Source organism: Devosia yakushimensis (genome assembly GCF_030159855.1).
GTDB classification, from domain to species: domain Bacteria; phylum Pseudomonadota; class Alphaproteobacteria; order Rhizobiales; family Devosiaceae; genus Devosia; species Devosia yakushimensis.
Genome location: NZ_BSNG01000001.1, coordinates 27,184 through 51,581 on the forward strand (window position 1 = coordinate 27,184; position 24,398 = coordinate 51,581).

At 62.7% G+C, this 24,398-nt stretch carries 20 protein-coding genes; 14 read left to right on the forward strand and 6 right to left on the reverse strand.

All coding sequences use genetic code 11. The annotated features are described in order from the left end of the window. Window positions 1–7: 7 nt before the first annotated feature. Window positions 8–1,057, reverse strand: coding sequence for a mannonate dehydratase (locus QQL79_RS00120; RefSeq protein WP_284386750.1), 1,050 nt, complete (start codon window positions 1,055–1,057; stop codon window positions 8–10). Window positions 1,058–1,295: 238 nt separating this feature from the next. Between QQL79_RS00120 and QQL79_RS00125 the strand changes: the two genes are divergently transcribed. The 12 genes from QQL79_RS00125 (at window position 1,296) to QQL79_RS00180 (ending at window position 13,358) form a co-directional block, all read left to right on the forward strand. Next, window positions 1,296–1,946, forward strand: a complete 651-nt coding sequence (locus QQL79_RS00125; RefSeq protein ID WP_284386751.1) for a GntR family transcriptional regulator — start codon at window positions 1,296–1,298, stop codon at window positions 1,944–1,946. 34 nt (window positions 1,947–1,980) lie between these two features. Further along, a complete protein-coding gene (locus QQL79_RS00130) occupies window positions 1,981–2,478 on the forward strand; it encodes a 2,4'-dihydroxyacetophenone dioxygenase family protein (RefSeq protein ID WP_284386753.1) in 498 nt (165 codons plus the stop codon). Continuing rightward, window positions 2,456–3,220: an SDR family NAD(P)-dependent oxidoreductase gene (locus tag QQL79_RS00135; protein ID WP_284386755.1), complete on the forward strand. Its 765-nt coding sequence runs from the start codon at window positions 2,456–2,458 to the stop codon at window positions 3,218–3,220. The genes QQL79_RS00130 and QQL79_RS00135 overlap by 23 nt, the downstream gene beginning before the upstream one ends. A gap of 285 nt (window positions 3,221–3,505) precedes the next feature. Then, complete coding sequence (locus QQL79_RS00140; protein WP_284386757.1) at window positions 3,506–4,525, forward strand: LacI family DNA-binding transcriptional regulator; 1,020 nt, start codon at window positions 3,506–3,508, stop codon at window positions 4,523–4,525. Window positions 4,526–4,573: 48 nt separating this feature from the next. Next, window positions 4,574–5,812, forward strand: coding sequence for an ABC transporter substrate-binding protein (locus QQL79_RS00145; protein ID WP_284386759.1), 1,239 nt, complete (start codon window positions 4,574–4,576; stop codon window positions 5,810–5,812). Window positions 5,813–5,893: 81 nt separating this feature from the next. Then, on the forward strand, window positions 5,894–6,790 hold the full coding sequence (locus QQL79_RS00150) for a carbohydrate ABC transporter permease (RefSeq protein ID WP_370461233.1): 897 nt from the start codon (window positions 5,894–5,896) through the stop codon (window positions 6,788–6,790). After that, a complete protein-coding gene (locus tag QQL79_RS00155) occupies window positions 6,787–7,653 on the forward strand; it encodes a carbohydrate ABC transporter permease (protein ID WP_284386763.1) in 867 nt (288 codons plus the stop codon). The genes QQL79_RS00150 and QQL79_RS00155 overlap by 4 nt, the downstream gene beginning before the upstream one ends. A 23-nt stretch (window positions 7,654–7,676) precedes the next feature. After that, window positions 7,677–9,593 (forward strand): glycoside hydrolase family 127 protein, encoded by a 1,917-nt coding sequence (locus QQL79_RS00160; protein WP_284386766.1) that lies wholly within the window; start codon window positions 7,677–7,679, stop codon window positions 9,591–9,593. 5 nt (window positions 9,594–9,598) lie between these two features. Further along, on the forward strand, window positions 9,599–10,675 hold the full coding sequence (locus tag QQL79_RS00165) for an ABC transporter ATP-binding protein (protein WP_284386768.1): 1,077 nt from the start codon (window positions 9,599–9,601) through the stop codon (window positions 10,673–10,675). Between the two features lie 202 nt (window positions 10,676–10,877). Then, a complete protein-coding gene (locus QQL79_RS00170) occupies window positions 10,878–11,849 on the forward strand; it encodes a methionine ABC transporter ATP-binding protein (protein WP_284386770.1) in 972 nt (323 codons plus the stop codon). Window positions 11,850–11,854: 5 nt separating this feature from the next. Further along, window positions 11,855–12,523, forward strand: coding sequence for a methionine ABC transporter permease (locus tag QQL79_RS00175; protein ID WP_284386772.1), 669 nt, complete (start codon window positions 11,855–11,857; stop codon window positions 12,521–12,523). 19 nt (window positions 12,524–12,542) lie between these two features. Beyond that, window positions 12,543–13,358, forward strand: a complete 816-nt coding sequence (locus QQL79_RS00180) for a MetQ/NlpA family ABC transporter substrate-binding protein (RefSeq protein ID WP_284386775.1) — start codon at window positions 12,543–12,545, stop codon at window positions 13,356–13,358. A gap of 63 nt (window positions 13,359–13,421) precedes the next feature. Here QQL79_RS00180 and QQL79_RS00185 read toward each other — a convergent pair whose 3' ends face one another. The 5 genes from QQL79_RS00185 to QQL79_RS00205 form a co-directional block, all read right to left on the reverse strand. After that, a complete protein-coding gene (locus QQL79_RS00185) occupies window positions 13,422–14,723 on the reverse strand; it encodes an alpha/beta fold hydrolase (RefSeq protein WP_284386777.1) in 1,302 nt (433 codons plus the stop codon). 9 nt (window positions 14,724–14,732) lie between these two features. Further along, entirely contained in the window at window positions 14,733–15,686 is a 954-nt protein-coding gene (locus QQL79_RS00190) for an ABC transporter permease (RefSeq protein WP_284386778.1), read from the reverse strand. After that, complete coding sequence (locus QQL79_RS00195; protein WP_284386780.1) at window positions 15,683–16,633, reverse strand: ABC transporter permease; 951 nt, start codon at window positions 16,631–16,633, stop codon at window positions 15,683–15,685. The genes QQL79_RS00190 and QQL79_RS00195 overlap by 4 nt, the downstream gene beginning before the upstream one ends. Further along, window positions 16,630–18,474: a dipeptide ABC transporter ATP-binding protein gene (locus tag QQL79_RS00200; RefSeq protein ID WP_284392773.1), complete on the reverse strand. Its 1,845-nt coding sequence runs from the start codon at window positions 18,472–18,474 to the stop codon at window positions 16,630–16,632. The genes QQL79_RS00195 and QQL79_RS00200 overlap by 4 nt, the downstream gene beginning before the upstream one ends. Before the next feature lie 228 nt (window positions 18,475–18,702). Continuing rightward, window positions 18,703–20,445 (reverse strand): ABC transporter substrate-binding protein, encoded by a 1,743-nt coding sequence (locus QQL79_RS00205; protein ID WP_284386782.1) that lies wholly within the window; start codon window positions 20,443–20,445, stop codon window positions 18,703–18,705. Window positions 20,446–20,615: 170 nt separating this feature from the next. On the opposite strand from QQL79_RS00205, the gene QQL79_RS00210 reads away from it, so the two are divergent. Next, window positions 20,616–22,436, forward strand: a complete 1,821-nt coding sequence (locus QQL79_RS00210; RefSeq protein ID WP_284386784.1) for an aminopeptidase P family protein — start codon at window positions 20,616–20,618, stop codon at window positions 22,434–22,436. Further along, complete coding sequence (locus QQL79_RS00215) at window positions 22,433–24,346, forward strand: glycoside hydrolase family 127 protein (protein WP_284386786.1); 1,914 nt, start codon at window positions 22,433–22,435, stop codon at window positions 24,344–24,346. The genes QQL79_RS00210 and QQL79_RS00215 overlap by 4 nt, the downstream gene beginning before the upstream one ends. Window positions 24,347–24,398: the final 52 nt, after the last annotated feature.

Sequence of the window (24,398 nt, forward strand, 5' to 3'; positions counted from 1 at the left end):
TCCGGATCTAGGCGGCTTTGAGGAATTGGGCCATGCGCAGCAGGCCCTGCATATAGCCGATGGCATGGGCGCGGCCGCGATGGTTCCAGTCGCTGTCGCCATCCATTTTGGGGACGTGGTCGTCGAGCAGGAAGCCGTCAAAGCCGTTCTTTGCCAGCAGCACCATGACTTCGGCGGGGTCGAAATTGCCGTCGCCGATGAAGCATTCGGTGAAGTCGGGCACAGAGCCCCGCACGTCGCGGAAATGGATGTAAGAGATCGCTCCCTTGGGTGCGAAGAACTCGATCATTTCGGTGACATTAGCCCTGCCGCCCACCATTTCCGAGCAGCAGCCCAGGCAAAGATCGAGCGACCAGGCCGGCGATTGCCCAGCCAGTTCATAGGCGTGTTTGAACCCCCAGGGCCGATAGAAGAGCCGCGCCACCCCGCCCAGCATGGGCACCGGCGGATCGTCGGGATGGAGGGCGAGTTTGAGGCCCTCTTCCTCGGCTACCGGCAGCACCGCCTCGATGAAATATTGGTAATTGGCCCACATCTGCTCTTCGGTGATCACCGGCCCGTCCTTGCCGAAAAGCGGCATGGAGGAAGCCCGTCCGAGCGTGGTGGGCATGAATGAGCGCAGCATGTCGAGATTGCCCGCATTGGCCTCGACCATCGCCATGTCGAATTGCCTTGCCTGGGCGCCGCCGCGAGTTTGTGCCGTGCGGCTCGTGCTCCAGACCGAATTGGGCATGAAATGATAGCCGAGCACGGGAATGCCGGCCCGCGCCACGGCGCGAATGGTCGCCTGGTAATTCTCGATCTGCTCGTCGCGCCCTTCCAGCCCCATCATCGCCTTGTGGTAGAAATGGGTGGGGACGTTTTCGATGGCTTCGAATGTGAGGCCCGCTGCCTCGACCTCTGCGACCAGCGCGCGAACATCCCGTTCCTCCCAGCGGCTGTCGCCGGGCAGCTTGGGATTGTTCATCTGCAGGCCCGTGGCCCCGATCTGGGCGGCAAAGCGCAGCCGTTCTTCGCTGAGCTCGTGAAACTGCCCCACCGCGATTCTGATCGCCATTACCCCGTCCCTGCCGCTGGGCCATCAGGCCGTAAAACATCGGTCTTCGGCGCCGTGGTGCCGGAGAAAAATCGCAATGAACCAGCGAAAGACGGGACCTCCTCAGGCTTCCGTCAGGCCGCGTCGCACTCCGTTTAAATATATTTATTGGCGACTAGAAAATGTTATTACGCTGGATTAAGAGCTGTCAACGGGTCTTGGGGCGCGTTTTTCTGAAACAATCTATTGGGGAGCAAGGGTGAGCGAAGGGATCGACAATCCTGGCTATCTGGCTTTTGTCGATGCGTTGCTGGCCGGCCGGCTCAAGCTCGGCCAGACCCTCAAGCAGGAAGAATTATGCGATGTGCTTGATATGTCGCTGTCGCCCATGCGCGAGACCACGACGCTGCTCGAAGCCGAGGGGTTGATCACCGTGCGCCGCCGTATCGGCATCACGATTTTCTACCCGGATGTGAAATTCGTCGGCAATACCTTCCAGTTTCGCGGCATTCTCGAGCGCGAGGGGCTAACCAAATTTGCCCGCTCGACGGATATTGGCTGGGTGCGCAGGACGCGCGACGACCATGAGGCCATGATCGACTATGTGCGGCAGGTTAATGACCAGTCGGTCTATCGCGAGCCGGTACGGCTGCTCGAGCGCGCATTTCACGGCAGCTTCATCGCGGCCTTCGATAATCTCCAGATCGATATGATCTACCAGCGCCTGACGCAGAAAATGTTCCTGATCCGGCTGATCAATATGGAAGCGGTCGGGCCCGCCAACACGATCCGCTCGATGAGCGAGCATCTGGATATTCTCGATGCACTGGAACAGCGCGACGCCGAGGGAGCGGTGGCGGCGCTGGACAAGCATCTGCAAGGGAGCTTGCATCGAGTGCTCACGGCCTGACCGGCTGGACAATATTTGGAGGAGAGGAGCCGCCATGTATGCCGATATGAAAGGATCAGCCCATAGGCTGGCCCCAACCGAGATCGCCACTGCCGCCATGCCCGAGGATGAGCGTATCTGGGTGCCGCAGGCCGAGGGCGTCTGGTTCCGCCCGCTGATGCTCAACACCATGCAGGGGCAGTGGTGCAATCTTTTGCGGGTGCGGCGAGCCGGTGTGCTGTCGCGGCATCTGCATACCAATCCGGTCCATGGCTATGTGATCAAGGGCCGCTGGCATTATCGCGAGCACGATTGGGTGGCCGAAACCGGCTCCTACGTCTTCGAGCCGCCCGGCGAAGTGCATACGCTGCTGGTGCCGGAAGATTGCCCGGAGATGATCACCTTTTTCAACATTACCGGTTGCATGCTTTACCTCGACGATGCCAATCGGCATGTCGGCTACGAGGATGTCTTCACCAAGATCGATATGTGCCGCGCCCACTACACCAAAATCGGTTTGGGGGCGGATTATGTCGACCAGTTCATCCGCTGACTATGGCTGGGCCGCCGGCTGGTTCACCGGCAAGTCCGTGCTGGTCACGGGTGGCACCTCCGGCATAGGCGCCGCTATTTCCCGGGCTTTTGCCGGGGCCGGTGCCAAGGTTGTCAGCGCTGGCGCGTTCCTGGGGGAGATCGAGGCGGAGCGCGACGCGCCGGGTTTTGACGGGCGCGAGCTGGTGGTTCTCGATGTTCGCGATCAGGCCGCCATCGCGGCCCTGATCGGCCGGCTCGGTGCGCTCGACATATTGGTCAATTGCGCCGGGATCATCCGCCGGGGCGATGAGCATGACCCGGAGGTGTTCGAGCAGGTTGTCGACATCAACCTTAATGGCACCATGCGCATGTGCGCCGCCGCCCGGCCATTGCTTGCGGCGTCCGGCGCGGGCAGCATCGTCAATCTGGCTTCCATGCTGTCGATCTTCGGCGGTGGCCTGGTGCCCGGCTATTCGGCCAGCAAGGGCGGCATTGCCCAGCTCACCAAGTCGCTGGCCATCGCCTATGCCGCCGACACCATTCGGGTCAATGCCGTCGCCCCCGGCTGGATCGCCACGCCGCTGACCGGCGCCTTGCGTGAGGACCCGGCGCGGAGCCAGGCGATATTGTCCCGCACTCCACTCAATCGCTGGGGGCAACCCGAGGACGTTGCCGGCGCCGCGCTGTTCCTCTGCTCCCCGGCTGCACGTTTCATCACTGGCGCTGTGCTTCCGGTTGACGGAGGCTATTCCGTCGCTTGATCAGGCTCCTGCCGCGATCTGGTTGCTTCACGCGATTCAAGTATCCCCACAACGTCATTCCCGCGTAGGCGGGAATCCATTCTTCTTTTGCGCCGGCGGCAGAATGGATTCCCGCCTACGCGGGAATGACGTTGTGGAGGGGACTGAAGAGAACGCCGGAAGGCCAGGGCGATAGCACCAAAAGCTATAACCCACCCACCCTCCAACTTTCCCGGTTGACGTCCTCGATTTCTGGTGAGAAAACGTTTGCGCAAGATGAGCAAACGTTTTCTCAGTTAGGTTGCGGTGTCAGACCCGATTAAAAATGTCGAGCGCGCAAGGATCTACGACGTGGCTGCCGCCGCGGGCGTCAGCGTCGCCACGGCGTCCCGGGCGCTGAATGATACCGGCCGCATGACGGACGAAACCCGCGAGCGGGTCAAGCAGGTGGCGGCCGAGCTTGGTTTTCGTCCCAATGCCATGGCGCGGGGCCTGTTGAGCAAACGCAGCTTCACCATTGGGCTTCTGACCAACGATACCTATGGGCGCTTTACCCTGCCGGTCATGGCGGGCATTTCCGAGGCGCTGGTCGATCGTGGTGTGTCGGTTTTTCTGTGCGCCATTGAGGACGATGCGACACTGGCCAAGGTGCATGTCGATGCCATGCTGGACAAGCAGGTCGATGGCATTATCGCTTCGGGCAAGCGTGTCGACCGGCGCCTGCCGGTGGATCTGAGCAAAGCCCCGGTGCCCGTGGTCTACGCCTTTACCGATGGGCCCGATGACAGTGTCACCTTCGTTTCCGATGACGCTCAGGGCTCGCGCGAGGCTGTGGAATGGCTCGCGGGGTGCGGTCGCAAGCGCATTGTCCATATTACCGGGCCCGAGAGCTTTGCCTCGGTGCATGTACGGGCTGAGGCCTATCGCGCCGTCGTCGGTGAGCAGGCCGAGATTTACTATGGCAAATGGACCGAGGCCTGGGGGCATGAGGCTGTCGCCCGGCTCTGGGATGGCGCGGCAATTCCGCCCGACGGCATTTTCTGCGGCAATGACCAGATTGCCCGCGGCGTCGTCGATGCCCTGCGCGAGCGGGGCGTTACCGTGCCCGGCGACGTATCGGTCGTCGGTTTCGACAATTGGGAAATCGTCGCCGCGGCGACGCGTCCGCCCCTGACCACAGTAGATATGAACCTGCGAGCGCTCGGCAGGGAGGCCGGGCTGACGGTTCTGGCGCTGGCCGAGGGGGAACGGGTCGAGCCGGGCATAAGGCGATTGCCCTGTCAGTTGGTGGTGCGCCAGTCATGTGGAGGTTCGGCGCCAACCTAGGAGAAACGCCAAGGGCCGGCGTTGCAAAGGCCCAAAGGGAGGACTGTCATGTTGAAACGTCTATTGGGAGCGGTCAGCGTTGCCACGCTGTGCCTGGTTTCCAGCGCCTCGGCGCAGGAGACCATCAATATGTGGGTGCGTACCGGGATCGGTAAGGCATTCACCTCGCTGGCCGAAGCCTATAATGCCAGCCACGAGAACCAGATCGCGCTGACCGAAGTGCCGTTTGCCGAGTTGGTGCAGAAATACGCCACTGCCATTGCCGGCGGCCAGGCGCCTGACGCGCTGTCGCTCGATCTCATCTATACGCCCGCCTTTGCCGCGGCCGGCCAGCTGCAGGACCTGACCGATTGGGCCAAGGGCCTCGATTATTTCGAGAGCCTCTCGCCTTCGCACGTCGCCCTGGGCACCTATGAAGACAAGGTCTATGGCCTGCCGCTCCTGGTAGAAACCTCGGTTCTCGCCTGGAACAAGGGGCTCTACCAGCAGGCAGGACTCGATCCTGAAAAGGCCCCCACCAGCTGGGCTGAAGTTGAAACCAATGCCGAGGCCATCCGCGCTCTGGGTGGGGATACCTACGGCTTCTACTTCTCCGGCGGCTCCTGCGGCGGCTGCATGATCTTCACGTTCACGCCCCTGGTCTGGGCCTCGGGCGCCGATATCCTGTCCGAAGACGGCAAGACGGCAACGCTCGACACCCCGCAAATGCGGGCTGCTGTCGCCGCCTATCGCTCCATGGTGGAAAAGGATCTCGTTCCGGAAAGCTCGGCGACCGACAATGGCGTCAATTTCCTCAGCTTCACCAATGGCAAGATCGGCCATCAGAGCCTGGGCGCCTTTGCCATCGGCACGCTGGTCAACGACTATCCCGATATCGACTTCGGCGTGACGCTGATCCCCGGCATTGAAGGAGGCACCTCGTCCTTTGCCGGCGGCGACAATATCGTTGTTACCAAGGATACGCCGCGCCTGGCTGCCGTGCAGGAATTCATCGAATTCGCCTATTCGCCCGAAGGCCAGAAGATCCTGGCCCAGAACGGCTCCCTGCCGACCCGGTCCGATATCGCGGCCGAAACGCTTGCCGGGCTCGATCCGCGCCTGCAGGTGGCGGTCGATGCCATTGCCGTCGCCAAGACCCCCTATACGCTGCTGTTCAACGATCTGATCAACAGCGCCAATGGGCCCTGGGCCACCTTCACCAATGCCGCCATCTATGGCGACGATGTCGATGGCGCCTTCGCCAATGCACAGGCTGAAATGCAGTCGATCATCGACAACGCGCCCTGATGCTTTCTGAGCCGGGGGCTTGAGGCTCCCGGCTTTTTCCCTTCGACCGGAGCGACACGATTGACCAGTTCCGCGCTTGCATTGGCAAAACCGCATGCCCGCCGCCGCCTGCGGACCGGGCAATGGCAGGGTCTGCTTTACATCGCGCCCGCCATGGCGCTGGTCATCGTGTTCTTTCTGATCCCGGTGCTGTTCACCGCCTGGATGAGCCTGCATAACTGGCCGCTGCTGGGCCAGCCGACCTGGATCGGGCTGGGCAATTACATCCGCATGCTGAGCGATAACCGCTTCTTTGCGGCCCTGGGCTTCACTGCCTATTACACTGTTATCACGACCATCGTCATTTTCGTCGTCGCCTTCCCGCTGGCGCTGTTCGTCGAGCAGCAGCGGCGGGGCGTCGCCTTCTACCGCACGGTGTTTTTCCTGCCGGTCGTGGTGGGGCTGGCGACCGCGTCGCTGCTTTGGGTCTGGCTGGCCAATGTCGATAGCGGCCTCTTCGGTCCGGCCATCCGCATGCTTGGCCTTAGCGAAAAGAAGGTCAACCTGCTCGCCAATTTCGACAGCGCCTTTGCCACCATCGTCGTCATGGTGGTGTGGAAGATTGCCGGTTTCACCATGATCATCCTGCTCACCGGGCTCCAATCGATCCCCACCGAGCTGACAGAGGCGGCGCGCATCGATGGCGCCAAGCGCTGGCAGCGCTTTCGCTATCTGACGCTTCCCCTCATGCGCCGTACAATTGCATTGGCGCTGATCCTCAGTGTCACCGGTTCGGTACTGGCCTTCGATCAGTTCTACATCATGACCAGCGGTGGCCCGCAGAACCGGATGATCTCGGTGGTCTATTTCATCTTCAACCAGTCCTTCGTTTCGTTCCAGCTCGGCTATGGCTCGGCGCTCTCCATCGTATTGCTGGGCATTCTCGTGCTGCTCAGCGTCGTCCAATTGCGGCTCTTGCGGGTGGGGGACGAGAAATGACCACCGACACTAAGCTCGCCCGCCGGCGGCGCAAGTTCCGCGGTAATCTGGCCTTTCATGCCTTTGGTATTGGAGCCGCCTGCTTCTTTCTCGCGCCTTTCGTATGGACGGGGCTGGCCTCGCTGCGCAGTGGGTCCGAGGCGCAATCGCCGCCGCTGCCGCCCTGGCCGCGCAATGGCATCAGCTTTGATACCTATGCGGTGCTCGATACGTTCGGGTCGGGCGTCTGGCAGCACATTATCAATTCGGCCGTTGTGGCGCTGGGTACGGTGGTGCTGACGGTGCTGGTCAGCCTGCTGGCCGGCTATGGCTTCTCGCGCTACCGCTTCCCGTTCAAGAATGTCTGCTTCGTGCTGATCATCGCCACGCTGATGATCCCGTTCCAGTCGATCCTGACCCCGCTCTTCATCATCCTGGCCAAGCTCGGGCTCAACAATTCGCTGGTCGGGCTCATGCTGGTCTATGTGACGCTGCAATTGCCCTTCTCGGTCTTCATGATGCGCAATGCGTTCGATGCGGTGCCGCGCGAGATCGAGGAGGCGGCGCGGATCGACGGCGCGCGCGATCTCAAGCTCTTGGCACGCGTGCTGCTGCCGCTCGTCATGCCGGGCGTGGCGACCGTCGCCATCTTTGCCTTCCTCAATTCCTGGAACGAGTTCCTCGCGGCGCTCATCCTTCTGTCCGACAACGACAAATACACTTTGCCCGTGCTGATGACAGCGGTGCGGGCCGGGCGCCTTGGCGCCATCAATTGGGGAGCGGTGCAGGCCGGCGTCATGGTGATGACCATACCCTGCCTCTTCGTCTTCCTGGTTCTGCAACGCTATTACATGCGCGGGCTGATGGCCGGCGCAGTCAAATGATCCAACCCACCGGAAAGTCCCAAATGTCTCTTGCCCAAGATCGTCAATTCCGCCCACTGCCCGTGCCCAGCGTCGATGTTTCCGGTTTCTGGGGCGATTGGCAGGAGGCGGTGTGCGACCATACCGCCGCCATCCTGCTCGATAGATGCGTGGAAGCGCGCATGCTCGAACAGGTCGATATCGATGCGCCCAATCCCGGCGTCGTCATTCCCTTTATCGGCTGGCTCGGCTCGGCCCAGATGTTCTGGGATAGCGATCTGGGCAAGTCCATCGAGACCATTGCCTATTCGCTTTACCGCAAGCCCAATCCAGAGCTCGAGGCCAGGGCCGATGCGATCATCGATCTCTATGAGAAGCTGCAGGAGCCCGATGGCTATCTCAATTCCTTCTTCCAGCGCATCAAGCCGGAGTGGAAATGGACCAATCTGCGCGATTTCCACGAGCTCTATTGCGCCGGGCATATGATCGAGGGCGCCGTCGCCTATTACCAGGCCACCGGCAAGCGCAAGTTCCTCGATATCATGAGCCGCATGGCCGACCATCTGGTGGCGCGGTTCGGTCGCGGTCCCGGCCAGGTCCGCGGCTATTGCGGTCATGAGGAGATCGAGCTGGCGCTGGTGAAACTGGCCCGCGTCACCGGCAAGCAGGCCTATATGGATCTGGCCAAGTTCTTCATCGACGAGCGTGGGCAAAAGCCCAATTTCTTCATCGAGGAAGCCATTGCCCAGGGCCGCGACACCAAGAGCGCGCAGAAGGATACGCTGGGCTATAATCAGTCGCATCTCCCCGTGCGCGAGCAGACCAAGGTGGTTGGCCATGCCGTGCGGGCCATGTATCTCTATTCGGGCATGGCCGATATCGCCACCGAGTATAATGACGACACCCTCACCGATGCGCTGGAAATCCTCTGGGACGATCTGACCGGCAAGCAGATGTATGTTACTGGCGGCATCGGTCCGGCGGCCTCCAATGAGGGGTTCACCGACTATTACGACCTGCCCAATGACACCGCCTATGCCGAAACCTGCGCCTCGGTAGGCCTGGTCTTCTGGGCCAATCGCATGCTGGGCCGCGGGCCGGACCGGCGTTACGCCGATATCATGGAGCAGGCGCTCTACAATGGCGCCATTGCCGGTCTCTCCCGTGACGGCAAGACCTTCTTTTACGAAAACCCGCTCGAAAGCACCGGCAAGCATCATCGCTGGACCTGGCATACCTGCCCCTGCTGCCCGCCCAATATCGCGCGGCTCGTCGCTTCGATCGGCTCCTATATGTATGGCGTCGCCAAGGACGAGGTCGCCGTTCACCTCTATGGCGAGAGTACCGCGCGGCTCGAACTGGGCAATGGCGCCAAGGTCACCCTCACCCAGCAGACGCACTATCCCTGGGACGGGGCCATCGGCCTCACAATCGGGGTGGAGCAGCCCACAAGGTTTGCGCTGTCGCTGCGCATTCCCGCCTGGGCCAAGGGCGCCAGCCTTGCCGTCAACGGCCAGAGCATCGAGCTCGGCGCGGCGACCGACAGGGGCTATGCGCGGATCGAGCGGGAGTGGCAGCCCGGCGATGTCGTGGCGCTCGCCCTGCCGCTGGTGCCGCGGGCCCTCCGGGCCAATAGCAAGGTGCGGCAGGATGCCGGCCGCGTGGCGGTCATGCGGGGCCCGCTGGTCTATTGCCTCGAAGGCACCGACAATCCGGTGGGTCTCAATTCCATTCTTCTGGGCGATGGGCTGGGTCGCTCGGAAACGGCTGTTATTCCCGATCTCAACCGGGCCATCGCCATCGACCTGCCGGTCCTCAAAGAGGTCATCGCCAGCGACGAGCTCTATACGGCCGAGACGCCCGATGTGGTCGCCGAAACCGCACGTCTGGTGCCCTACCATCTCTGGGACAACCGCGCGCCGGGTGACATGCTGGTCTGGCTGCGGGCACAGCGGGGATAGTGGATATGGCCAAGGGACTAAAGCCGGGCATGGTGCTGGCCGATGTGCGCAAGAGTTTCGGCAAGGTGGAAGTGATCCACGGCGTCGATCTCGTCGTGGAGGAGGGGGAGTTCGTCGTCTTTGTCGGCCCCTCCGGCTGCGGCAAATCCACCTTGCTGCGCATGATTGCGGGCCTCGAAGAGGTCACTGACGGGGAAATCGAAATCGGCGGCCGCAGCGTCACCGATCTCGATCCCTCCCAGCGCGGCATTGCCATGGTGTTCCAGTCCTATGCGCTCTATCCGCATATGAGCGTGCGCGACAATCTGGGCTTTGGCCTCGCCATGGCCAATACGCCCAAACCGGAGATCGAGCAGCAGGTGGCCGCCGCCGCGCGCATTCTCAAGATCGAGCCACTGCTCGACCGGCGCCCCGGGCAATTGTCGGGCGGCCAGCGTCAGCGCGTGGCCATTGGCCGCGCCATCGTGCGCAAGCCGCAGGTTTTTCTCTTCGACGAACCGCTCAGCAATCTCGATGCCGAGCTGCGCGTCAGCATGCGCATCGAGATTGCCCGGCTCCATCGCGAGCTGGGCAATACCATGATCTATGTCACCCACGACCAGACCGAGGCCATGACCCTGGCCGACAAGATCGTGGTGCTGCGCGATGGGGTGATCGAGCAGGTGGGCTCGCCGCGCGACGTCTATGAAGACCCGGCCAATACCTTCGTCGCCGGTTTCATCGGCTCGCCCCGCATGAACCTGATCACGGCCGCCGTCGACGGCGCGGGCAAGATCCTCGCCGGTGGCACCGAAGTCGCAACAACGATAAAATCACCCACCGGGGATGGCGCCATCACGCTGGGGCTGCGTCCCGAGCACCTGGTGCTGGCCGAAGCCGGGCCGGACCGGCTTTCGGCCCGGGTCGACTTCTCCGAATATCTGGGCGGCACGCGCTATCTTTACTGTCAATTGGCCGATGGGCAGGCACTGGTCGCTGAATCACGCGAGGGTCCCGACATCGAGGCGGGTGCCGCCGTCCACTTCACCTGGAAGCCGGAGCATTTGCGCCTGTTCGACGCTGCCGGATTGCGCTTGCGCTAGAGCGCCTATTACGGCGAGCCCTCCAAACGCGGGACAGCTTTTCCACATGGCGCGGATCGGGAGCAATCGCGTCTAATCACGACTGTTTGGATCGAGTATCCGCTAGGCTATATAATGGCTGTTCCCGAAACAGCCGCGATGGCCCGATTTGATAACGCTCCGAAATCTCTCGAAGTCCTTTGCGCAAGGCGCCGGGCCTATTGTGGCGGTCGATGCCGTGGACCTCGATATCGAGCGTGGGCAGATCTATGGGATCATCGGCTATAGCGGGGCGGGCAAGAGCACGCTGATCCGCCTGCTCAACGGACTGGAACAGCCCGATAGCGGCTCGGTCGTGGTGGGCGATCTCGATCTGGCCAAGGCCAGTTCGCGCCAATTGCGTCAGGCGCGGCTCAAGATCGGCATGATCTTCCAGCACTTCAATCTGCTCTGGTCGCGCACCGTCGCCCAGAATATCGCCTTTGCGCTCGAAATCGCCGGGGCGGACAAGGCCCAGATTGCCGCGCGCGTGGCCGAGCTGATCCAGCTTGTGGGGCTGGAGGGTCGCGAAGACGCCTATCCCGCCCAGCTCAGCGGCGGCCAGAAGCAGCGCGTGGGCATAGCACGGGCCCTTGCCAACCGGCCCGATGTCTTGCTCTGCGACGAGGCGACTTCGGCGCTCGATCCCGAAACCACCGATGCCATTCTCGATCTCCTGCTCGATATCAATCGCAGCTTCGGGCTGACCATCGTGCTCATCACCCATGAAATGCATGTGGTGCGCCGCATCTGCGACAGTGTTGCCGTGATGGAAGAGGGGCGGATTGTCGAAACCGGCAAGGTGCTCGATGTCTTCACTCATCCGCGCCAGAAGGTGACGCAGCGCTTCGTGCGCCAGGTTTCCGAAGCCGATGTCAGCCAAAGCGCTTTCGATCCCGATCTGGCCGAGATCGGCCAGGGCGCGCTGGTCAAGCTGGTTTATGTCGGGCCGCAGGCGCGCCAGCCGGCCCTGGCCGATGCCATCCGCCAGTTCGATCTGCCCATCAATATCCTCCATGGCCGGCTGACGCGCACGCGCGATGCGGCCATTGGCGAACTTTACGTGCATGTTCCGGCCAGCGGCGAGCCCCTGGCCGGGGTCCTGGCCTATCTGGCCGAGCGCGACATCGCCTCCGAAATCCTGCGGCAGGGGTGATGTCTATGCTCGAAAGCCTTTTCCCCTATGTCAAACTCGACCAATTGCTGCGGGCGACCTACGAGACGCTCTATATGACGGCCATTGCCGGTGCGGCGACGTTCGTGCTGGGCCTGGCTCTGGGTGCGGTGTTGTTCCTCACCGGGCCGGGACAATTGCTGGCCAATCGCGCTGTCTATGGTGCGCTTTCGCTGCTCAGCAATGTCTTCCGCTCCATTCCCTTCATCATCCTCATCGTGCTGCTCATTCCCTTCACCAAGCTGGTGGTGGGGCGCATTCTGGGGGTCAATGCCGCACTGCCGGCGCTGATTATCGGGGCAGCGCCCTTCTATGCGCGACTGGTCGAGATCGCCTTTCGCGAGGTCAGCAAGGGCGTCATCGAAGCTACCCGTTCCATGGGCGGGGGCATCGGCACCATCGTCTTCAAGGTGCTCATCCCCGAAGCCGCGCCCGCCCTGGCCTCTGGGCTCACGGTGACGCTGATTTCTCTCGTCGGTTTCACCGCCATGGCCGGCGTCATCGGGGCAGGGGGCCTGGGCAATCTCGCCTATCTTGAAGGCTTCCAGCGCAATCATGGCGACGTCACGCTCGTCGCCACGGTCACAGTTCTCATCATCGTGTTCGCCATTCAGTTCGTGGGCGATCAGGTGACGCGAAAGCTCGACAAACGTTAGTTCAACCAAGGATTTCTCCATGATCAAGACTCTCCTGACGAGCGCCCTGTTTGGCGCCGTGGCGCTGGCGACCCCGGCCCTGGCCCAGACCAAGCTGGTGGTCGGCGCCTCCTATGTGCCGCATGCCGAAATTCTCGAACAGGCCAAGCCCATCCTGGCGGAAGCAGGGATCGAGCTCGAGATCGTGCCGTTCCAGGACTATATCCTGCCCAATACGGCGCTGGCCGCTGGCGAAATCGACGCCAATTACTTCCAGCACGTGCCCTATCTCAATTCCGTGCTGGCCGATCACAAGGACGATCCGACCTATGATTTCGTCAATGCCGGCGGCATCCATATCGAGCCGATCGGCATCTATTCCAAGCGCGTGGAGAGCCTGGCCGATCTGCCGGAAAATGGTCAGGTCATCCTGCGCGATGCCGTGGCCGAGGAAGGGCGCATCCTCACCATTTTCCAGCGTGAAGGGGTGATCAAGCTTAAGGACGGTGTCGATGCACTGTCAGCGCGGATTTCCGACATTGTCGAAAACCCCAAGAATCTTGAATTCCTGCCCAATATCGAGGGTCCGCTGCTGCCGCAGGTCTATGCCAATGACGAGGCCGATGCAGTGGTGATCAATGCCAATTATGCGCTCGATGCCGGGCTCGATCCGGTCAACGACCCGGTGGCAGTCGAGAGCGGGGAGAACAACCCCTATGCCAATATCATCACCGTGCGCCGGGGTGACGAGACCCGGCCGGAGATCGTCAAGCTGGTGGAAGTGCTGCATTCCAAGCCGATCCAGGACTTCATCACCGAAAAGTACAAGGGCGCTGTCCTGCCCGTCAGCCAGTAGTTTCGATGTTGATCCGCCCGGTCTCGTACCGGGCGGATTTTCCGCATTTGCCGGGTTCCGAACCTAGGCCAACGGCCCGCCGCGCTCTTCCGTCATCTTCACCAGCCGTTTGAAGACATTGCCGCTTTGGCGGATGCCGTCATGCTCGAATTCATTGGTCACCCAATGGTCGAGATTGCCGACCAGGGCGGCCGTTTCGAGCGACAGCCCGGCATCCACATACATGTCGTCGTGATAGATGATGGCCGAGACCGGGATCGCATTGGCCGCCAGCCGTTCTCGATCGTAGAGCAGGCTGTGATCACTGCGCCGGGCCAGGGCCTCCGTCCCGGCTCGGAAGGGCCGCAGCGAACGGATGTCCTCGAACATCCAGGGAAACATCATCTCGCCGGTGAACAGCAGGGGGCGGCCGGTTTCGGCAAATTGGGGCAGCTCCTCACGCACTTTCTGGGCTGCCCAGGCGGTGGCACCCGGTCCGTGCCCATAGATGCTTTCCTGCAGCACGGCAAAGAGCGGATTGCCGTCATAGCTGGTCGAGCGCATCGCCTCGGCCAGGAAGTGGTCGGAGAGACGGTCGCGCTCGGGCGTGGCGAAGGCATCGTCGACCAGCCAGTGAATGTTCTCGAAGCCCGGCGCCATGCCGAAATCGATGCCGATGCTCTGGAGCCGCCGCACGGTGAGGCGGTCGCCATCGGGCAGGCGGACATCATTATTGGCAATGAAATCGGCCAGGGCGCCGATCGTTGCGCGATCGTCGGGATAGCGCTTGTAATAGCGAGCCGTCTTGGCTTCCACGCGAGGATAGGTGCGCCGATAGACCTCTTCGGCGGACGGAGTGAGGCTGGCCAGCCCCCCAGCCACATAGCAGGCAGAAAGGCCCTCGGGCGCCTGGCTCAGATATGTCAGCGTGAGGAAGCCGCCATAGCTCTGGCCCAGCGATTGCCATTTGGCTCCGCCGAACACGGTTTTCCGCAAATGCTCGAAATCGGCCACGATGGAATCGGCGCGGAAATGGGCGAGGTAGTCGCCGGCCGCTTCGCCATTGGTAAAGCGCTGCATGGTTGCGCCATCGACCCGCATACTGCGGCCGGTGCCGCGCTGATCGGGCAGGATGACCCGGTGGGTCTTGAGCGCTTCGGCCAACCAGGATGGCCCGCCGCCGGCCGGGCGGGGCGACTTGCCGCCGGGCCCGCCCTGCAGGAAGACCAGCAGCGGCAGAGCGGCATCCTTCTTGGTCGGGTCGACCACTTCGCGGGCGAAGAGCTTGATCGTGGGGCCATCGGGACTGGCGAACCAGTCGAGTGGCACGTCGATCAGGTGATCGCGAATATGCATGCCAGGGATGGTGTATTGCGAGACGATCATGACGGCTTCCTAGCGAACGCGCGGGTCGAGCAGAGCATAGGTGATATCGACGATAATGTTGGAGATGACGATGAAAAAGCCACCCAGCAGCACCACCCCGATAATGATGGGTCGGTCCTGATTATTGACCGCCTGCACCGCCAGCGCGCCGACGCCCTGCAGACCATAGACCTGTTCGATGACGATGGCGCCGCCCAGCAGCAGGGCGATATCGGCGCCGAGTTGCGTCACCAGCGGGGTGAGGGTGGCGCGCATGCCGTGTTTGAAAACCACGCGCCCTTCCGACAGGCCCTTGGCACGGGCGGTGCGGATATAGTCCTCGTTCATCACTTCGAGCATTTGTCCGCGGGTGAGGCGGGCATAGACGGCAGCGGTGGTCAGCGCCAGGGTGGCCCAGGGCAGGGCCAGGTGCCAGGCCCAGAGCGCCGGATTGGGCAGGAATGGCTTGAAGCCGCCGGCCGGGAACAGGGTGAACCCGGCCTGGCGCGGCAGGAAATAAAACACATAGAGCGAGACCATGCCGAGCACGAAGGTCGGAAAACTCAAGCCAACGAGGATGAAGGCCTGGCCCAGCCGGTCGCGCAGCCCGCCGGGATGGCGGGCCGACATGATGCCGATGGGAATGCCGACGGCGAGCCAGACGATGACGCCGCCAATGACCAGCGAAATAGTGGCGGGCAGGCGATTGGCAATGAGCGTCGTGACCGGTTGCTGGTTGCGGTAGGAAAAGCCGAGATCGCCGGTGGCGGCGCGGCCGAGAAAGCTCAGATATTGCTCGTGGATGGGGCGATCGAGCCCCAGATTACTCCTGATCTGTACGAGCTGGGCTTCGGTGGCCTTGTCGCCGGCCACCATGCGGGCGGGATCGCCGGGCGCCACGAAGAAGAGGAAAAAGACGAAAGTGCTGAGCGCGAACAGGATCAGCGCGGCAAAACCAATGCGGCCGAGGAGGAACCGGATCATGGCCTTTTCCCCCACCGCAGCAGGCTGCGCCTGATCACGGGCCGGGATTTGGGATCAAGCGCATCGCGCAGCCCATCGCCCAGAATATTGAACGACAGCGTGGTCAGCAGCAGCGCCAGACCGGGAATAAGCACCAGCCACCAGGCCACCAGATAAATCGAATTGGCGGCGGCATCGGCCAGCATGCCGCCCCAACTGGGCGCGGGCGGCACAATGCCCAGACCCAGGAAGGAGAGGGTGGCTTCAAAGACGATGGCGCTGGGGATCATCATGGTGGTGTAGACGATGATGGGCACGCTCAGATTGGGCAGGATATCGATCACCATGATGGAGAGTGGGCCGGCGCCGAGGGAGCGGCTGGCCTGGACGAATTCGCGGGCGCGCAGCGACATGACCTGGCTGCGCACCACGCGGCCCATCGTGGTCCAGCTGAAAAATACGATCACCCCGATGCTCAGCGACAGGCTGGGTCCAAACACCGAAACCAGCGCCAGGGCGCAGAGCAGGAAGGGCACGCTCATCACCAGATCCATGGCGCGGCTCAGCACCATATCGATCCAGCCGCCGAAAAAGCCGGCCAGCACGCCGACCGTAACCCCGATCAGCGAGGCCGCCAGCGAGGCCAGCACCCCCACCAGCAGCGACACCCGAGCGCCATAGGCAAGGCGAACAAGGACATCGCGGCCCAACTGGTCGGTGCCCAGTACGAATTCGGCATTGGGCGCCACAGGCAGGCCCATGGTGGAGAGGCCCGTATCGCGGAATTGCTGGATCGGGGAATGGCCGGCCCAGGCCTCGATCAGCGGCGCGGCAGCGGCAAACAGCACCAGCACAATGATGAACACCATGGCGGCAAGGCTGGCCTTGTCGCGCAGCAACCGCCGCAGGGTGAGCGAGAAGGAGCCGCGCTGGACCACGGCGGGGGCGGAACTTGCCGGAATGCTCATGCGGCGACCCAATCTATGGTCCGGACCAGATCGCGGCCGCGCGCGGCGTGCTGCGGCGGTGGGGTAACCGAGGCGGCAAGCAGGGTTCGCGTATACTCATCCTGCGGATTGGCATAGATCGCCTCGGCATCGGCCAGTTCGACAATGCGGCCCTTGTTCATCACCGCGATGCGGTTGCAGATTTGCCGGACGACGGCCAGATCGTGCGAAATGAACAGATAGGTAAGGCCCAGTTCGCGCTGCAGCTTGGACATCAGATTGAGCACCTGCGCCTGGATGGACACATCGAGCGCCGAGACCGGTTCGTCAAAGATGATGAGGCCCGGATTGAGCGCCAGGGCGCGGGCAATGCCGATGCGCTGGCGCTGCCCGCCGGAGAATTCGGACGGGAAGCGGTTATAGTGCTCGGGATTGAGCCCCACCCGCTCCATCAGTTCCTGCACGCGGGCCTTGCGGCCGGCGCCGGAGGCGACGTGGTGGATGCGGAAGGGGTCCCCGATAATCGCGCCGACGCGGCGGCGCGGATTGAGCGAGCCGAACGGGTCCTGAAACACTAATTGCACGGCCTTGCGCGTCTCGCGCCAGCCGGCGGCATCGAGATGGGCCATATCGGCATCGCCCAACAACACACGGCCACTGGTAGCCGGGATAAGGCCGGCAATGACCCGGGCGAGGGTGGATTTGCCACAACCGCTCTCACCCACTAGCCCCAGCGTTTCGCCGCGCCGGACTTCCAGATTAATGCCCTTGAGCACCTCGAACCGACCCTTCTTGTCAAAGAGGCCGCCGGTGGCAAAGCTCAGTGCGACATCCTCGATTCTGAGCACGACAGGCGCAGTCTGCGTGTCGGCTCGGCGGTCGGTGGATATGGCCCGCTGCGCGGGGGCTGGGGCGGTGTCTTCCAGCCAGCACAGGGCTTCGACCTTGTCGCTATAGCGGCGCAGCGGCGGGCGCCGCGTGTGGCACTTGTCCATCACGGCGCTGCAACGCGGCGCAAAGGCGCAGCCCTCGGGCATGTGCAACAGGCTGGGCGGGCGGCCTGGAATGGCGATCAGCTCTTCCCCCGCCGCATAATTGGCCGGGGAGGAGCGGAGCAGGCCCGCCGTATAGGGGTGAGCGGGCGTGGTGAAGACGGCGTCGCTGGCGCCATATTCCATGCGATTGCCGGCATACATCACCATCACCCGGTCGGCGACGGAGGACAGCAGCCCCAGATCATGGGTGATCATGATGACGGTCGTGCCCAATTCCTTGCGCATGGTGTCGAGCAGCGCAACGATCTGCGCCTGCACCGTCACGTCGAGCGCCGTTGTGGGTTCGTCGGCAATGATCAAAGCTGGGTTCAGCACCAGGGCCATGGCGATCATCACGCGCTGGCGCATGCCGCCGGAAAACTGGTGCGGATAGGCATGAAACCGCTCGTCCGCATTGGCTATGCCCACCTTGGCCAGCATCTCGATGGCGCGGGCCCGCGCCGCCGGTTTGCTCACCTTTTCATGGGCGTGGATCGCCTCGGTGATCTGGCTGCCGATGGTGTAATAGGGATGCAGGCTCGACAGCGGGTCCTGGAAGATCATGCCGATGCGCGAGCCGCGCAATTTGCGCAGGCCTCTGGGGTTTTCGCGCAGCAGGTCGCGGCCTTCGAACAGCACTTCACCGGTAATATCGGCATAGGGCAGCAGCCCCAGAATGGCCTGCATCATGACCGATTTGCCCGAGCCCGATTCCCCGGCAATGCCGAACAATTCCCCGGCCTCGATGGCGAATGAGACATTCTGAACGGCATGGATCGTGCCGTCTTCGGTGGGAATGGAAACAGTCAGATTGCGGGCTTCAAGCACTGGCAAGGAGCGGCTCCGTGTTTTGAGCTGGCGCAAATGGGCGCGAGCCGCGATCCAATCCCTCCCCCTTGAGGGGAGGGCTAGGGTGGGGGTGCCGCGGCCTCCACGAACTCTATGCTCGTGGAAAATCCAGCACCCCCATCCTCAATCCCTCCCCTCAAGGGGGAGGGAGGTCAGCTTTTTCGCGTACGCGAAAAAGCTGGGATCGCGGCTCGCTATTCACTTAGTCTAGCGCTGGATCCAGACATTGGTCCAATCACCCTGCACACCCAGCGCATAGGGCTGGAAGTTCTGCACGGCGGCGCTGCGGTAAAGCACGACCTTGTTGGCCAGATACGGCACGACCGGCGCGTCAGCCATGACCAGCTCGTCAACCTCAGACCACAGCTTGCCCACTTCCTCGGGCGTCGTGGCATTGATGGCCTGCTGGGCCAGTTCATTGGCCTTGGGATTGTTGTAGTCGGTGTAATTATAGGTCTGGTGCGTGCCGTTGAAGCTGAATTGCGGCTGGAATACCGAGCGGGCCGAGCCGCCGGCCCAGTCGGGCGTCCAGCCCACCGGAGCGATATCCCAGGTGCCTTCCTTGGTGTTGACCGGGTTGGTCATGAACTTGGAATAATAGTCCGCCGGGGCCACCGGGGTCAGCTCCAGCGTGATGCCGGCGGCTGCCATGCTGGCCTGGATGGTCTGGGCGATGGCCGGCTCGTTATTCTGGTTGCGGAACGGCATTTTGAGCGTGATGCCATCAGGATAGCCCGCTTCGGCCAGCAATTCCTTGGCCTTGGCCGGATCACCCTTGGCGTCGGGCGAGGGATAGAGATTGAAATCGTGATAGCCCAGCACGCCCGGTCCGAAAATGCCGTTGACCGGCTGGCCGACCGTTGGGCCGCCCGATTGCTGCACGATGGCGGCCTTGTCGATGGCGTAGTTCAGCGCCTGGCGCACCTTGAGGTCGCGCAGGGCGCCATTGTTGTTTTCCGACACCGTGTTGATGAAGAGGAATGCCGTGGCGCCCGACGAGACCGTCATCAGTTTTTCATCGCCCGTGGCTGTCAGCAATTGCAGGATGGCCGGCGGGATAGTGATGTCATAGGTCATGTCGCCATCGCCGGACTGCAATTGCTGCAGAACGGCATCTGGCTGCAGGCCGAACGTGATCTGGATGTCATCGACATAGGCCTTGCGCAGTGGATCGCTCTCAGCGGTCCAGGCCGGGTTGCGGACCAGTTGCAGGCTGCTATCGGGCGTGTAGTCGCCGGGGGTATAGGGACCGCTGGCGATGAAATTGCTGCGATAATCGGGGCCATCGGGCAGGTAGTCGAGCACTTCGACCGGAGCCGGCGCGGAGGTGGGCAGGCTCAGCATATAGATGAAGTCGCCAGCCTTCTGGGTGAGGTTGATGACGATGGTTTCGTCATCCGGCGTCTCGATGCCGGTAATGTCATTGCCTTCGATATAAGCCTTCATCGCCTCGACAGTCGGCTCGACCTTGGAGAAACCCGAGCAGAAATCGGCCAGGCCCACGATCAGGTCCTGGTAATAGGTCAGCGCGGCCGAACCCAGCAGCGGATTGCACATGCGCTTGATACCGCGCTCGAAATCGGCCGAGGTGATTTGGCGCGCGCCCGAGGGGGCATTCCACTGCGCGCCCTGGCGCAGCTTGAACGTATAGGTCAACCCGTCATTGCTGGGCTGGGGCACTTCGGTGGCAAGGTCGCCCTCGGGCGTGATGCGGGCGGCCTCATCGGTCGAAGCGGCATAGCTGATCAGCTGCCGGGTCACCGCGCGCAGGAAATTATTGCTGGTGACCAGCGCTGCGGACGTCGGATCGAAATGGTCGATATCGGCGGTACCCAGAATGCGCAGCGTGCCGCCGGGCTGGCCATCCTGGGCCGCGGCGAGCTGTGGCAAGGCGATGATGCTGGTCGTGGCCATGAGGCCCGCCAGGGCCAATCGTGCAAATCCGGTCATGTGATGCATGGTCTCCCTCCAAGCGTTTTTGTGCCGGGCCAGACCCCTCTGTCTCCGGCGGAAGCCAGAGGACAACAGATGCGCCCGCCCGAGTCAACGAATTTGTCGACAAACTAAATACAGTGACTTAGAACATTGCCGCCATAAGGGGAAATGGGAGGAGGGCCACCATGCCGAACGCGCCGAGTCGAACCGAGAGCGTCCTGCGCCAGCTGCGGGAAAAGCTGGCCGCAGCCGGTCTTTATGGCCTCGTCGTACCTCGGTTCGACCCCTATCAGGGCGAGGTCGTGGCGCCCCATGATGAGCGGCTGGCCTTTCTCACCGGCTTTAGCGGTTCGGCGGGGATTGCGGCGGTTACCGCCGATCACGCCGTGCTGTTCGTCGATGGCCGCTATCAGGTGCAGGTGCGCAGCGAGGTCGATACCAGCCGGTTCGAGATCGCCCATTTCTTCGATTTTCCCATCGAGGCCTGGCTCGAACAAAAGCTGCCGCCTGGGCAGCGCATCGGCATCAATCCTATGCTGGTGCCGAGCGCGCTTTATGGAAAGCTCGAAACGGCGATGAGCCGCACCGGCGGGGAACTGGTCCTGCTGGAAACCGATCTCATCGACGCCATCTGGCCCGATCAACCGCCGCCGCCACTATCCCCGATCCGGGCCTTTCCGCTGCGCTGGGCGGGCGAGGACAGCGTCAGCAAGCGCGGCCGTATCGGGGCGGCGGTCGAACGATCCGGCGCCGATTTCCTGGTCGAAACCCAGCCCGACAATATCGCCTGGCTGCTCAATATCCGGGGCGGCGATATCGCCCATACGCCCATTGCGCATTCGACCGCCATTGTCGGCCGCGATGGGCGGGTGGATTGGTTCGTGGACGAGCGCAAACTGCCCAATGACCGCAGCGACATCGAGGCCGAGGGCCTCGTCATGCAGCCCGCCGATGGGTTGATCGCGGCGGTGCGCGAACGGGCGGCGGGCAAAGCCGTACTGGTCGATCCGGGCTTTGCTCCGGTGGCGGTGCGGCTGGCCGTCGAGGCCGGCGGCGGCAAGCCGCTGCTGCAATTCAGCCCGGTGACCTTGGCCAAGGCCATCAAGAACGCTGTGGAGCTGGCGGGCTTCCGGCAGGCGCATCTCCAGGATGGCGTGGCCTGGACGGAGTTTCTGGCCTGGCTCGATGCCGAAGTGCCCGCCCGGCTCGCATCGGGCAATCCCATCACCGAGCTTGAGGCGCAGGCGCAATTGCTTGACTTCCGCCGCGCCGGCATGGATTTCGTCGAGGACAGTTTCGGCGCGATTTCGGCTTCCGGCAGCAATGCGGCCATGTGCCATTATTCGTCCAAGCCCGAAACCAATGCCCCGCTGACGGGCGAATTGCCCTATCTCATCGATTCGGGCGGCCAATATTGGGGCGGCACGACCGACGCGACGCGCACCATGAGTTTCGGCCCCGCCAATGCCGCCGTGCGACAAACCTATACCGCGGTGCTCAAGGGCTTTGTGGCGCTGATGACGGCACAATTCCCACCCACCGCCCAGGGCCATCATCTCGATGCCCTGGCCCGCCGCCCGCTCTGGGATATTGGCCTCGATTACGACCATGGTACCGGGCATGGCGTCGGCCATTTCCTCTCGGTACACGAGCATCCCCACCGCTTCGGCAAGGCCGTCAATGCATTTGGCTTCGAGCCGGGCGTGGTGATGACCATCGAGCCCGGCTATTACCGCGAAGGCGCCTTCGGATTACGCGTCGAAAACCAGGTCGAAGTGGTGGCCGGGGCCGCCGGTTTCCTGCGCTTTGAAACGCTCACCCTGGTGCCGATCGATCTGCGCCTGGCCGATATCTCGACGTTGACCGCGGCCGAAATCGCCTTCCTCGACGACTATCACGTCAGGGTGCGCAAAGCCCTGACCGGCCGCCTGTCGCCACGCGCCGCAGCCTTCCTCGAACGCAGCACTGCCCCGATTGCCACCAATCCCGCGAAAGCAATCCGATGACCGATCTCTCCCAACGCTATGTCCCCGTCGATCATGCCAAGGTCGATTTCACCGGCGGTTTCTGGGAAAGCTGGACCCGCACCGTCCGCGAGGTGACGGTGCCCAGCCAGCATAGGCGGCTCGACGAGGAACGCTTTCTCGAAGTGCTGAATTTCGATCAGCCGCCCGGCCCATTGGCCCGGCCGATCCAGCCCAGCGGCTTGTCGATGCAGCATTTTTTCGACAGCGATTTCGGCAAGTGGATCGAAGCGGCCAGCTATACGCTCAAGGCCCATCCCAATCCGGCGCTGGAAGAAAAGATCGACGAGATCGTCGCCAAGCTCGCCCAGGGCCAGATGGACGATGGGTATCTCAATTCCTGGTTCATCCGCCGCGAGCCGGACAAGCGCTGGACCAACCTGCGCGACCTGCATGAAATGTATTCCATGGGGCATCTGCTGGAGGGCGCGGTCGCCTATTTCGAGGCCACCGGCAAACGGGCCTTTCTCGATGTGATGATCAGGGCTGTCGATCATATCGAGGCCACCTTCGGCCGCGAGCCGGGCAAGCTGGTTGGATATGACGCCCACGAGGAAATCGAGCTGGCGCTGGTCAAGCTCTACCGCGTGACCAAGGACCCCCGGCACCTCGAACTCGCGCAATATTTCGTCGACGAGCGGGGCCAGATGCCCTCCTATTACGACGAGGAGGCGCGCCGCCGCGGCGATGATCCGGCGCATTACCACTACCAGACCTATGCCTATAGCCAGGCCCATATGCCGGTGCGCGAGCAGACCCAGGTGGTGGGCCATGCCGTGCGGGCCATGTATCTGTTCTCGGCCATGGCGGACCTGGCCTATGAAAGCAGCGATTTGACGCTGCTGACGGCTTCGGACCGGCTATTCGACAACCTCACCAGGCGCCAGCTCTATGTCACCGGCGGGCTGGGGCCATCGGGCGCCAATGAGGGCTTTACCCGCGAATATGACCTGCCCAACGAAACCGCCTATGCCGAGACCTGTGCCGCGGTGGCGCTGGCCTTTTGGGGCCATCGCATGGCCCAGATCGAGCTGGATGGCCGGTTTACCGACCATGTCGAGCTGGCCATCTTCAACGGTGCCCTGTCCGGCATTGCGCGCGATGGCGAGCACTATTTCTATGAGAATGTGCTGGAGAGCCACGGCCAGCACCGGCGCTGGAAATGGCATTACTGCCCCTGCTGCCCCACCAATATTGCCCGGCTGATCGCCTCGCTGGGCAGCTATTTCTATACGACCAAGCCGGATGAACTGGCGGTGCATCTCTATGGCGCCAATAGTGCCGAAGCCGAGATTGGCGGGCAGACGGTGCGGATTGCCCAGGAGACGGCCTATCCCTGGGATGGCGACATTGCGCTGACCCTTACCCCGGCGGCGCCCGCGCAGTTCACCTTGCGGCTGCGCCTGCCGGGCTGGTGCAGCAAGGCCAGCGTTGCGGTCAATGGCGAAGCGGTCGATGTGCGCACTGCCGAAAAGGGCTATCTCGCCATTGCCCGGCAATGGGCGGCGGGCGATGTGGTGCGGATCGGCTTCGACATGCCGGTCGAGCGCCTCCATGCCCATCCCGAGGTCAGCGAGGATGCCGGAAAAGTGGCGCTAAAGCGCGGGCCGGTGGTTTATTGCGCCGAAGAGGCCGATCTGGGTTTTGCCCCGCAATTGCTGGTGTTGCCGGCCGATGCCGAGATTGTGGCAGCGTTCGATCCCGATCTATTGGGGGGCGCCGTGCGGCTGTCGGCCACTGCCGGCAAGACCAGCCATGCTGGTTGGAACGGCCAGCTCTATCGGCGCGAACGGCCGGCAACCGAAGTGACGCAGCTGCGCGCCATCCCCTATCACCTCTGGGCCAACAGGCAGGCTGGCGGCATGGCCGTGTGGCTGCGCGAGCAATTCTGAGCCAATCGACGCACCGGCCAGGGCAAGGGGCTGTTAAACAGCGCGGGCTCCG

Excerpts from the sequence above, each read along its gene's own strand:
- QQL79_RS00195 (WP_284386780.1), bottom strand. The coding sequence starts at position 16,633 with ATGAGCATTCCGGCAAGTTCCGCCCCCGCCGTGGTCCAGCGCGGCTCC.
- QQL79_RS00120 (WP_284386750.1), bottom strand. The coding sequence starts at position 1,057 with ATGGCGATCAGAATCGCGGTGGGGCAGTTTCACGAGCTCAGCGAAGAA.
- QQL79_RS00145 (WP_284386759.1), top strand. The coding sequence starts at position 4,574 with ATGTTGAAACGTCTATTGGGAGCGGTCAGCGTTGCCACGCTGTGCCTG.
- QQL79_RS00130 (WP_284386753.1), top strand. The coding sequence starts at position 1,981 with ATGTATGCCGATATGAAAGGATCAGCCCATAGGCTGGCCCCAACCGAG.
- QQL79_RS00135 (WP_284386755.1), top strand. The coding sequence starts at position 2,456 with ATGTCGACCAGTTCATCCGCTGACTATGGCTGGGCCGCCGGCTGGTTC.
- QQL79_RS00205 (WP_284386782.1), bottom strand. The coding sequence starts at position 20,445 with ATGACCGGATTTGCACGATTGGCCCTGGCGGGCCTCATGGCCACGACC.
- QQL79_RS00165 (WP_284386768.1), top strand. The coding sequence starts at position 9,599 with ATGGCCAAGGGACTAAAGCCGGGCATGGTGCTGGCCGATGTGCGCAAG.
- QQL79_RS00175 (WP_284386772.1), top strand. The coding sequence starts at position 11,855 with ATGCTCGAAAGCCTTTTCCCCTATGTCAAACTCGACCAATTGCTGCGG.
- QQL79_RS00190 (WP_284386778.1), bottom strand. The coding sequence starts at position 15,686 with ATGATCCGGTTCCTCCTCGGCCGCATTGGTTTTGCCGCGCTGATCCTG.
- QQL79_RS00210 (WP_284386784.1), top strand. The coding sequence starts at position 20,616 with ATGCCGAACGCGCCGAGTCGAACCGAGAGCGTCCTGCGCCAGCTGCGG.
- QQL79_RS00180 (WP_284386775.1), top strand. The coding sequence starts at position 12,543 with ATGATCAAGACTCTCCTGACGAGCGCCCTGTTTGGCGCCGTGGCGCTG.
- QQL79_RS00160 (WP_284386766.1), top strand. The coding sequence starts at position 7,677 with ATGTCTCTTGCCCAAGATCGTCAATTCCGCCCACTGCCCGTGCCCAGC.
- QQL79_RS00155 (WP_284386763.1), top strand. The coding sequence starts at position 6,787 with ATGACCACCGACACTAAGCTCGCCCGCCGGCGGCGCAAGTTCCGCGGT.
- QQL79_RS00215 (WP_284386786.1), top strand. The coding sequence starts at position 22,433 with ATGACCGATCTCTCCCAACGCTATGTCCCCGTCGATCATGCCAAGGTC.
- QQL79_RS00185 (WP_284386777.1), bottom strand. The coding sequence starts at position 14,723 with ATGATCGTCTCGCAATACACCATCCCTGGCATGCATATTCGCGATCAC.